Genomic DNA, 9,696 nt, shown 5'->3' with positions numbered 1-9,696 from the left:
GGCTTTTGTAGTAACGATTCTGGTTCCAATCACACAATTTAGAGAACCGTTGAAAATCTATGAACTCCCGAAAAGGCTTGCCATATAAGTATTTCGCATCTAAGTACAATTGCTTATTGCAAAAGTGGGATGCTCCCATCTGTGTCTCTCCAATAGGTTGCACTACTTCCCCATTAAAAAAAGGTCCTAATGCTCCTAAACTGGCATCCAAATACAAATACTGCATAGCCACAAATTCTTCATCAATAGGTATAACAGAAGGCACTAAAGACTGTGCAAAAGAAGAACTTTGGCAGAGTAGAATACTGCATATGGGGAGAATTTTAGGTAAAGTCCTAAAAGATTTTTTAGCGAAAAAGTTTAGCATATACATATAGCCCAACCCAAGACCAAAGGGAGATGGCAGAATGATACACACTTCCCCCCCCACAACTGTATCAAAAGCTACAATTTAATAAATCTTTATATTTCTCTCCCTAGCTTAGGGGTTGACAGAGCAGGGAGTCTCAGGTGTTTTCCGTTGTTTTACTCCTTCTCAGACGAACTATCCTCTTTCTTGAGTTATTGTGGCGCGGTATGTCGGATTCGCCTTTGCGTTCAACTCTGTCTCGAAGTTGTTGAAGCAGATTCTCTATTTTGTTATAATTAGTGTCATTCGTTCGGTTTTGGGAGGGAAAAATATTCCGACACTTGCACAACTCTTACAATGTTATACCCTATCTTGTTGGGCAACAAGGTTTTATTTACCAATTAACTTAATAAGATTGGATGAGCGTACTAAAAATATTTTCATGTTAATTGGTGAAGGTATTGAGATTGAAATTAAACCTAATGGACAATGGATAAAATGAATCAAAAACCTAATTTTAAAACTATGACCTCTCAAGAATTAAAAAGTTATGTATTATCTCATCGTGAGGATGACGAGGCTTTTTATGCCTATGTAGATAAGGTAAATGAAAGAAAAGATCGAGTAGTTTATCCACCTTTAAACTCCTTAGAAGATATGGAAAAATATCCCGAAGTTATTGAACAAATGCGTCAAGATTCCCGTCATAATTTTCAGCAAAATGAGTTAACTTAGATACAGTGCGTTCGCACTCTCTCGCAGTCAGGTTAAGCGATAGCCCAACCCAACACCAATGGCGGACAACAAAACAATGCACATTTTCTACTCTAAGACTGTAGCCTAAGCTACAATTTAATAAATATTTACATTCCTCCTTTCTCCTGTCGATCCTAGACATCATTCTAAAAGTCGGCACTTAAAGGGGTACGGGGGAAAGGAATCACATCGCGAATATTGGTCATTCCCGTCATGAATTGTACCAGACGCTCGAATCCTAAACCAAAACCGGCGTGGGGAACGGAACCGTAGCGACGCAGATCTAAATACCACCACAAATCATCGGGATTCATTCCCTGTTCCTGCATTCTTTGGATTAATACATCTAATCGCTCTTCCCGTTGGGAACCGCCGATAATTTCGCCGATCTTGGGTGCTAAAATATCCATAGCGGAAACGGTTTTATTACTGTCATCTAGACGCATATAAAAAGCTTTGATTGTCTTGGGATAATTAGTGACAATCACGGGTTTTTTAAATAGTTCCTCCGCTAGATAACGTTCGTGTTCTGACTGTAAATCTACGCCCCATTCTACTGGAAACTCGAACTGACGATCGGCTTTTTCTAATAACTCGATCGCTTCGCTGTAGGTAATCCGGCCAAACTCACTATTAACGATATTTTCGGCCGTACTTAACACCGTTTTATCGATACGTTCGTTAAAAAACTGCAAATCTTCGGGACAATTTTCTAAAACGAATTTAAAGATATATTTCAGAAAAGCTTCCGCTAAATCCTGATCTCCTTCCAAGTCACAAAAAGCCATTTCCGGTTCCACCATCCAAAACTCGGCCAGATGACGGGAAGTATTAGAATTTTCGGCGCGAAAAGTCGGGCCAAAAGTGTAAACATTAGATAAAGCCATGGCCATTACTTCCGCTTGTAATTGTCCACTGACGGTTAAATAGGCCCGTTTACCAAAGAAATCCGCGGCAAAATTGGCGGGTTTTTTTAAATCTAAACTGGTGACAGTAAATAATTCTCCCGCACCTTCGCAGTCGTTAGCGGTAATAATGGGAGTATGTACCCAAATAAAGCCCTTTTCTTGGAAAAAACTGTGGATAGCGGTGGCGCAAGCGTTTCTAACCCGCATTACTGCCCCTAGGGTGTTGGTTCTTGCTCGCAGATGGGCAATAGTTCTTAGGAATTCAAAGGAATGACGTTTCTTTTGTAGGGGATAATCCGCAGGACAGTCACCATAAAGGGTGATTTCGGCCGCTTTTAACTCGATATTTTGCCCTTTACCCGGGGAAAGAACCAAATTTCCCGAAACAGCGATCGCCGCTCCTGTACTAATTGTTTTTAGTACATTTTCATAATCGGGTAAAGTCGGTTCGAGGATAACTTGTAAGTTGGCTAGGGATGAGCCATCATTAACTTCCAGGAAAGTAAATTCTTTTAATTCTCGTTTTGTTCTCACCCAACCCTGCACGGTGACGGATTGATCGGGTTGTCCTGTTTGAAAGATTTCCTTGATTCTGCTAGTCATTGCTTATCCCTATGTTAAGTGGCTGAGTGGAATTAAATATAAGATGAACGTAGGTTGGGTTGAAGCATGAAACCCAACGCCTGCATGGGTTACGCTACCGCTAACCCATCCTACAAATAATTGTGTCTCCCTACTTAGAACCAAAGAGTAAGTGGGTGAGTGGAATTAAATATAAGATGAACGTAGGTTGGGTTGAAGCATGAAACCCAACGGCAGCATGGGTTACGCTACCGCTAACCCATCCTACAAATAATTGTGCCTCCCTACTTATTTTAGAATAGAAGGTTCAGATCAGGCTAAAATCAATCTCGAACAGGTGTCATGCTTCTGGTGGAAAAATTATTAAGTAAGCCCAAAAGCCGTAAATTAGCGATTTTTATGGCTTTTATCGGTAGTATTCTCGCTTTACCCTTTCCTATCGCCGGTATTCATAAATTCTATCTCGGCCAACCTCTCTGGGGAATTATTTATCTTCTCCTTTGGCAAACTCCGATTCCCCGGGTGGCTTGCGCGATCGATGCAGTGTGGTATTTAATCCAAGATAACCAATTTTTCGCTAACTATTTTCCCACTGCCACCGCTGCTGCCACTGTCCCCAGTTTAGAGCCTAAACAAGTAGAGGCGATCGGGGCAGCTTTAAGGGAATTAGAGCGCCTCCGGCAAGAAGGATTAATTTCTGAGTACGAATTTGAAGAAAAACGGCGACAACTACTATAATGACACCGCAAAACTGGTTAGGGCGCACTTTTAACCCTTTAAAAGCCAAAATTAGCAATGATCCCTATTATCGCTTTCGTTCCCTCGATGAGATCGCTATGGCGGCGCAATTGGGCATTAAAATTAATGTCAGTCAAGCGGGTGTGGATGATTGGCTGCGATTGCCAGGGATATCCATCCATCAAGCGCGAATGTTGGTGGAATTGTCGGGTATGGGGGTAGAATTGCTTTGTCTCGAAGATCTAGCGGCTGCTTTGAGTGTTCCTGTGGCTAGATTGAAAGCTTGGGAGCCGATTCTAGAATTTGCCTATTATAGTCGGGAAAGTCAACTCGCACCCCCTAAAATCAATCCTAACACCGCTTCGATCGAGCAGTTAACCACCCTGCCCCTAATCAGCGATAATTTGGCAGCTGCCATTATTAAAAGCAGAGAAGAACAGGGATTATTTAAGAATATTGTGGATTTTAAAGGGCGTTTATCCCTAGACGCTCAGGAAATCTCCCAATTAATGCACTTTTTCCAGTTTTAATCCCAAATCCTCAGAACAGGAGACAGGAGACAGGAGACAGGAGTCAGGAGACAGGAGACAGGAGACAGGAGTCAGGAGTCATACTAAATCTGGTTATTAAAGACTGATTATTTATTCCCCTTTTTGCATGAGTGCATGAGTAGAAAACGGGTTTCTCGGAGAAACCCGTTTTCTGTGCGTTACTCAACGGATTTAGTATCAGGAGATAGGAGAGGAGTCAGAAGATTATTTTTATTTATTCTCCCCACTTCCCACTTCCTGGCAAATCTAAATGTCTTCAGATTCCTCCGCATCACTAGGGGGAACTAGGGCTACCGCAGCGATCGCATCGTCCTCATCGAGTTTTTGTACCCGGATGCCTCCGGCCGATCGCGATTGAGGAGTAATAGCATCGACGGATTGACGGATGATAATACCCCGTTCGGTGATAATCATAAATTCCTCGTGGGGGTTAACAACGTGCAGAGCCGCTAATTTATCGTTCTTTTTGCGGAATTTAATCACTCTGACTCCTAATCCCGCCCGATTTTGCAGACGTAGGAGGGTAACGGGAACCCGTTTTCCTAGTCCTGCCATGGTAATCGCTAACACCCAGGGGCCATTATTAGCCACTTCGGGGTTAATTTCTTCGCTTTCGTCCTCGGTTTCTTCTTCGTTAGATTCAGCGATTTGGGCGACAATTTGACTAGGCAGGATGTCCATACTAATTAATTCGTCACCTGAGCGCAATTTCATCGATTTTACGCCTTTAGTTGCCCTTCCCAAGGAGCGCAATTGTTGACTATCGGCCTTAAAATGAATTGCCATCCCCTGACGAGAACCGATAATGACGCTATCTTCCTCTTTGGCCAAGCGAACCCAACGTAGTTGATCACCGTCTTCGAGAGAAATGGCGATTAAACCGTTCGATCGAATATTACTAAAGGCAGCGAGGGCGGTTTTCTTGATAAATCCCTTTTGTGTGAGCATAATCAGGTAATTATCCTCGCTGAACTCGCTGACTGCCACCACCGAGGTAATTTTCTCCCCTTTGGGAATCTCTAACAGTTGCACGATGGGAACGCCGCGAGCGGTACGGGAACCGGTGGGGATATGATAGGCATTGAGACTATAGACAACCCCGCGATCGGTGAAAAAGAGAACGCTATCGTGATCGCGGCAGGTGATAAAGTGATCGATGCCGTCGTCTTCTTTCATTTTCGCGCCAGCTTTGCCCCTTGTTGCCCGATTTTGGGACTCAAAGGTATTAACGGGCATTCTTTTGATGTAACCCTGTTCGGTGACGAGAATTAAGGCTTGTTCGTTGGCAATCAGGTCAGTTTCGGCGATTTCTCCTTCCCGTTGTTCAATATGAGTGCGACGCGGGGTAGCGTGAATCGTTTTGATCTGTTGCAGTTCTTCCTCGATAATGCTGTCGATCCGTTCTTTTTTGGCTAAAATATCCTGAAGATCGCCGATTTTTGTCAGTAATTCCCCGTGTTCTTGCTGAATTTTCTCCGATTCTAGGGCGGTTAACCGTCGCAGCTGCATTTGTAGGATTGCGTCCGCTTGCACCTCTGAAAGACCAAAATTCTGCACTAATCCCTCTTTTGCACTAGCTGTGTCGGCAGCACTGCGAATCAGGGCAATGACTGCATCGAGACTAGCGAGGGCAATTAGTAAACCCTGAAGGAGATGATCCCTTTCCTCGGCCTTGCGGAGTTCATAACGGGTACGACGGGTGATCACTTCTACCCGAAAATCGAGGAAAACCCGAAGAAACTCCCTTAAAGTCAGTAATCTCGGTTCGTTATCGACTAATGCCAACATATTTGCCCCAAAATTCGACTGGAGGGGCGTTTGTTTATAAAGATTGTTGAGGACGACGCGAGGATAGGCATCTCGTTTCAGTTCGATCACTACCCGGATGCCGTCGCGATCGCTTTCGTCCCGCACATCGGAAATACCGTCTATTTTGCGATCATTGACCAAATCGGCGATTTTTTCGATTAATGCCGCTTTATTGGTTTGATAGGGCAGTTCGGTGATAATAATAGCATCTCGATCGGGTCTTCCCCTTTGTTCGATAGTTTCAATGGTGGCCACTCCCCGCAGGGTAATGGAACCGCGGCCGGTGGTGTAAGCTTCCTGAATGCCGTCTCTACCAAGGATATGCCCCCCGGTGGGAAAGTCTGGCCCCGGGATATAACGCTGTAATTCCGTATCGGTGAGATCGGGGTTATGGATGAGGGCAACGGTTCCATCGATAATCTCGGCCAGGTTGTGGGGGGGGATATTGGTGGCCATACCGACGGCGATGCCCGATGAGCCATTAATTAGCAGTTGCGGGACTCTAGAGGGCAAAACCACGGGTTCCTGTTGGGAACCATCGAAGTTATCGGCAAAATCGACGGTTTCTGACTCGATATCCTGTAGTAGGGCGTTGGTGGCCAGGGTGTGCAGACGACACTCGGTATAACGCATGGCTGCCGGGGGATCGTTATCGATCGATCCGAAGTTACCATGACCGTTAATCAGGGGATCGCGCATGGAGAAATCCTGGGCCATGCGGACGAGAGCATCGTAAACAGCAGTATCCCCGTGGGGATGGTATTTTCCTAATACTTCCCCGACGACTCTAGCGCATTTCCGGAAGGGGCGATCGGGGGTTAATCCTAGTTCGTACATCGCATAAAGAATGCGCCGGTGTACGGGTTTCAGTCCGTCCCTAGCGTCGGGCAAGGCGCGTCCAACGATGACGCTCATGGCGTATTCTAGGTAGGAACGGGACATTTCATTGCTTAAGTCTGTGGGGACGACATGATCCTGGGCGGCGGTCATAGGGGGGTTAACTCCAATAACAAGGCAAAAAAAGCGTTTTTGTGATTAAATTCGCTAAAAGTCGGGTTTTTACCCTTTTGATGTGCAGAATATGCCCATTTGTACGACTATTTTACCATAAAATCCCTCTTTTTTGGGGTTTAGAATAGTGTCAAGTTAGCAGCGATCGCAGGTTTCTTGGCTGGGATGGACAGGTTAATGGTTTGCTATCCTCTTGACAGAGATTGCAGAAAGTCGAGAAGATCTTTAAAAGAAGGACAACAAGTGGCACAAAGTTCTAAATTTAGCTTTTGGGCTAGTTCAAGATTTATGTTGGTACTATAACGGGGTTTTCTATTTTCACCGATTGACAATTTGATCAATTCTTCTTTCGGTTTGATAATTAGGTGAGGGTTTGGGTGAGCTTTTCCCTTGCCTCGTCCCACATATTTAACAACTTCTGGATCAGACCAAAACCAAGCCTCTAATTCTTCTATTGGTATGCAGATATATTTCCTGATACCATTAATATTAGAACAGCTTAATTCTAAGTGATCTCGCAATTGTTTTTCATCGTTAAGAGAGTTATTCTTGGGATTACGATCTAAATCATGAACAATGATAAAAGCATCACATCCTTCCCTTGTCATCACTTTAAGTTTTGCTGACAGTTTTCTCTTTAATGTACTAGAGGATTTAGATGCCCAAGATTTTGTCCTAGTATTTGTCCCCAGCACGCGATGGATAATTTGACGAAACACATCGCAGTCCGTCTCATCTTCGGCAATTATGGCGCTCAAGTTACTACTCATCGAGAATACCACTGTAAATCCAGTCTCCTAAATCTCCTTCTTCACAGAGGTGCTCGACAACTTTTTCAATCTCTCCTTCTTCTAGTTTCCTAACACTTGTCCGTCCCTGGTTACGATAAACTAAGCTAATATTTTCTGGCTTTGTCCAAGCTACTACTTGTGGTGAATGAGTTGATATAATTAAATTTTCATCCCAAGTATAGGATTTAATTTCATTTAATAATTTTGCTAACATTGCGGGATGTATTTGTGTTTCTGGCTCCTCAATTATGGTTGTTGCATTAGGATAGTGAGCAATTATTTCGATAAGAATTGATAAAACTCGCAAGGTGCCATCGGAGAGTAATCCAATATTGACTCCATCTAATAATACTGAAGCGATGTACTCTTCGTCTTTATCTTGGCCTGTCTGTCCAGAATGCTCACTCAAAACGAACTTCTGCACAGTGATTTTCTTGGCAAGTCCTATTCGTTGACAAACATTTTCTAGTTCATCAAAATCATCCGTACCCACCCAACGAAATATTCTCCGAGCTAGAGTATCTGCTAGATCAAATCGACTGGCAGAAATCTTCTTACTTGTCACCTTTAATAAAGAAGGCTGTCGTCTTGATGTGCGACGGATAGGAGCTTTGCCAAGAAGACGAATCCCTTTTAAAATAGCATAAACCCACTGCATTTCTGGAGGTGAATTTAGCGATGAATTTCCAGGTATATTTGACTGTCGCAGCGAGGTAGTATTGCCAAGAATAGCAAATATTGGCTCACCATTATTATTAAAGCTTGTTAGTCCAAATTCGGTTTTCCAGAGAAGTTCTTGATCTCCATCAATATACTGACAAGAATCATTCCAAGAAAAGGAATTTTCCAAGGAATTATCGTTAGTGGTATCATCTATGTCTGTATCTATATCGTCCATAGAAAAGGGGATGATTAGCTCATACCTGTATCCTAAGTGCCGGTTAGTCGGTGTTATAATTTCAACCTGCAAAATTGAGGGGATGCTATCACTGTCAATCATCCGAGAGCCGATCGATCTACCGATAGCACAGGATGAGATGGCTTCAAATCCTTCTAGGATAGCGGATTTCCCCGCACCGTTTCTCCCCACTAATACCCCAACTTGGTTAACTAGGGATAGGGAAACTGGACCACCTAGCACACCCCAACCATCGAGGGTAAAAGATAATAGTCTAGGCTGGTTCATATTAAAACAATTCTAGTTTTTGGGATCATACAGGGCTTTATTAGTTAATTATATGCAATCTATCTGATCTTCCCTCAGTTTTCTGGGCTGGCGGCTGGCGATCGTCGATGAAGACCACTTTTAGCAGTTTTTCCCTCGATAATTAGGGTCTGCTGAAAAAGTTTATTGGTGGGGTTAGGAGTCAGGAGTCAGGAGCCAGGAGTCAGAAGTCGGGAGGGGAAGTCAGAATAACAGAATGACCTCGCACGTCTGGAAGCGGAACCCTTCGAGATCGAAGAGCGAAAGTGCAAGGGTTTGAGTCCCTCGGATCGATTTCTCAACGTTTGTTTCTGGCACTTTTTTGGCTAAAAAAGTGCCAAAACCGTTTTCTAGTAAGGCTTTCAGTAATTTTCAGCAAGCCCTAATTAGGGCTTGCTGAATAAATCTAAAAACCTTGTTGGATAATAAGCTTAGACGCACTTAAGTTACATATCTTGATAATTCAAAAAACTCTCAACCGCTTATTCCTCCTGCCTTCTGCCTCCGTTCGGCGGTTCGGCTGAACGTTCAACAAAAGCTCACGCCGAAGTCTCGAGGAGAGGCACTCATGCAAGGGGCACTCATGCAAAAGGTGGAATAAATAATCAGTTTTTAATACCCGGATTTGGTATTACTTATGTATGGGAAAAGTTCAGGAATAGTGATAGAAGCAAGAATTAAGCAGATTGCACCGTCCGGCAATCTGCTTTTCATTAATAGTCCTAGCTTTTAGAGTTTGGATCCACCTAATCTCAAAGCCTAGTGCTATACCACCTTGACAGTGTATTCTACGGTTAGAATACTAGATCTGCGGAGTAGTAGTTATTGAAGTAGGAGTCACTATTACTATAGGAGTAGTTGTAGGCATAGCCATACTCTGACCCTAGACCATAATAACCGACCCCAGAAGACACATAGGCGTAGTCGTAACTGGGTGAATCGACTCCATCATAGTCCCCACCACCGTCATAGTAGCTGTTGACATAGATGTTGGTGT

General features: G+C 43.6%; 10 protein-coding genes. 4 read left to right on the top strand and 6 right to left on the bottom strand.

The window, feature by feature from the left end; genetic code table 11:
- On the bottom strand, positions 1-367 hold a 367-nt coding region (locus IM456_RS06425), incomplete at its 3' end, for a hypothetical protein (protein ID WP_287693095.1).
- 199 nt (positions 368-566) lie between these two features.
- Between IM456_RS06425 and IM456_RS23500 the strand changes: the two genes are divergently transcribed.
- Complete coding sequence (locus IM456_RS23500; RefSeq protein ID WP_419547014.1) at positions 567-851, top strand: DUF6888 family protein; 285 nt, start codon at positions 567-569, stop codon at positions 849-851.
- On the top strand, positions 848-1,084 hold the full coding sequence (locus tag IM456_RS06420) for a DUF6887 family protein (protein WP_287707471.1): 237 nt from the start codon (positions 848-850) through the stop codon (positions 1,082-1,084). The genes IM456_RS23500 and IM456_RS06420 overlap by 4 nt, the downstream gene beginning before the upstream one ends.
- Positions 1,085-1,251: 167 nt before the next feature.
- On the opposite strand, the gene asnS is transcribed toward IM456_RS06420, so the two are convergent.
- Positions 1,252-2,616 carry an asparagine--tRNA ligase gene (gene asnS, locus IM456_RS06415; protein WP_287693096.1) on the bottom strand — a complete coding sequence of 455 codons (1,365 nt, stop codon included), beginning with the start codon at positions 2,614-2,616 and terminating at the stop codon, positions 1,252-1,254.
- Between the two features lie 321 nt (positions 2,617-2,937).
- On the opposite strand from asnS, the gene IM456_RS06410 reads away from it, so the two are divergent.
- Both IM456_RS06410 and IM456_RS06405 read left to right on the top strand, forming a co-directional pair.
- Positions 2,938-3,333, top strand: coding sequence for an NINE protein (locus IM456_RS06410; protein WP_149985247.1), 396 nt, complete (start codon positions 2,938-2,940; stop codon positions 3,331-3,333).
- Positions 3,333-3,863: a ComEA family DNA-binding protein gene (locus IM456_RS06405; RefSeq protein ID WP_149985248.1), complete on the top strand. Its 531-nt coding sequence runs from the start codon at positions 3,333-3,335 to the stop codon at positions 3,861-3,863. The genes IM456_RS06410 and IM456_RS06405 overlap by 1 nt, the downstream gene beginning before the upstream one ends.
- A gap of 267 nt (positions 3,864-4,130) precedes the next feature.
- Here IM456_RS06405 and gyrA read toward each other — a convergent pair whose 3' ends face one another.
- The 4 genes from gyrA to IM456_RS06385 all read right to left on the bottom strand — a co-directional run.
- Positions 4,131-6,683: a DNA gyrase subunit A gene (gene gyrA, locus IM456_RS06400; protein WP_287692992.1), complete on the bottom strand. Its 2,553-nt coding sequence runs from the start codon at positions 6,681-6,683 to the stop codon at positions 4,131-4,133.
- A gap of 206 nt (positions 6,684-6,889) precedes the next feature.
- Positions 6,890-7,474 carry a DUF4276 family protein gene (locus tag IM456_RS06395; protein WP_287692991.1) on the bottom strand — a complete coding sequence of 195 codons (585 nt, stop codon included), beginning with the start codon at positions 7,472-7,474 and terminating at the stop codon, positions 6,890-6,892.
- The gene (locus tag IM456_RS06390; RefSeq protein ID WP_287692990.1) at positions 7,467-8,681 is read right to left on the bottom strand and encodes an AAA family ATPase; all 1,215 of its coding nucleotides are present in this window, start codon (positions 8,679-8,681) and stop codon (positions 7,467-7,469) included. Before IM456_RS06390 ends, IM456_RS06395 begins: the two co-directional genes overlap by 8 nt.
- 812 nt (positions 8,682-9,493) lie before the next feature.
- A partial coding sequence (locus IM456_RS06385; protein ID WP_287692989.1) for a hypothetical protein occupies positions 9,494-9,696 on the bottom strand: 203 nt, incomplete at its 5' end.

The sequence above is a fragment of the Microcystis sp. M079S1 genome (assembly GCF_020246425.1).
Taxonomy (GTDB): Bacteria; Cyanobacteriota; Cyanobacteriia; order Cyanobacteriales; family Microcystaceae; genus Microcystis; species Microcystis aeruginosa.
Note: the sequence above shows the minus strand (reverse complement) of the source record. Positions and strands in the feature narration are given on the sequence as shown.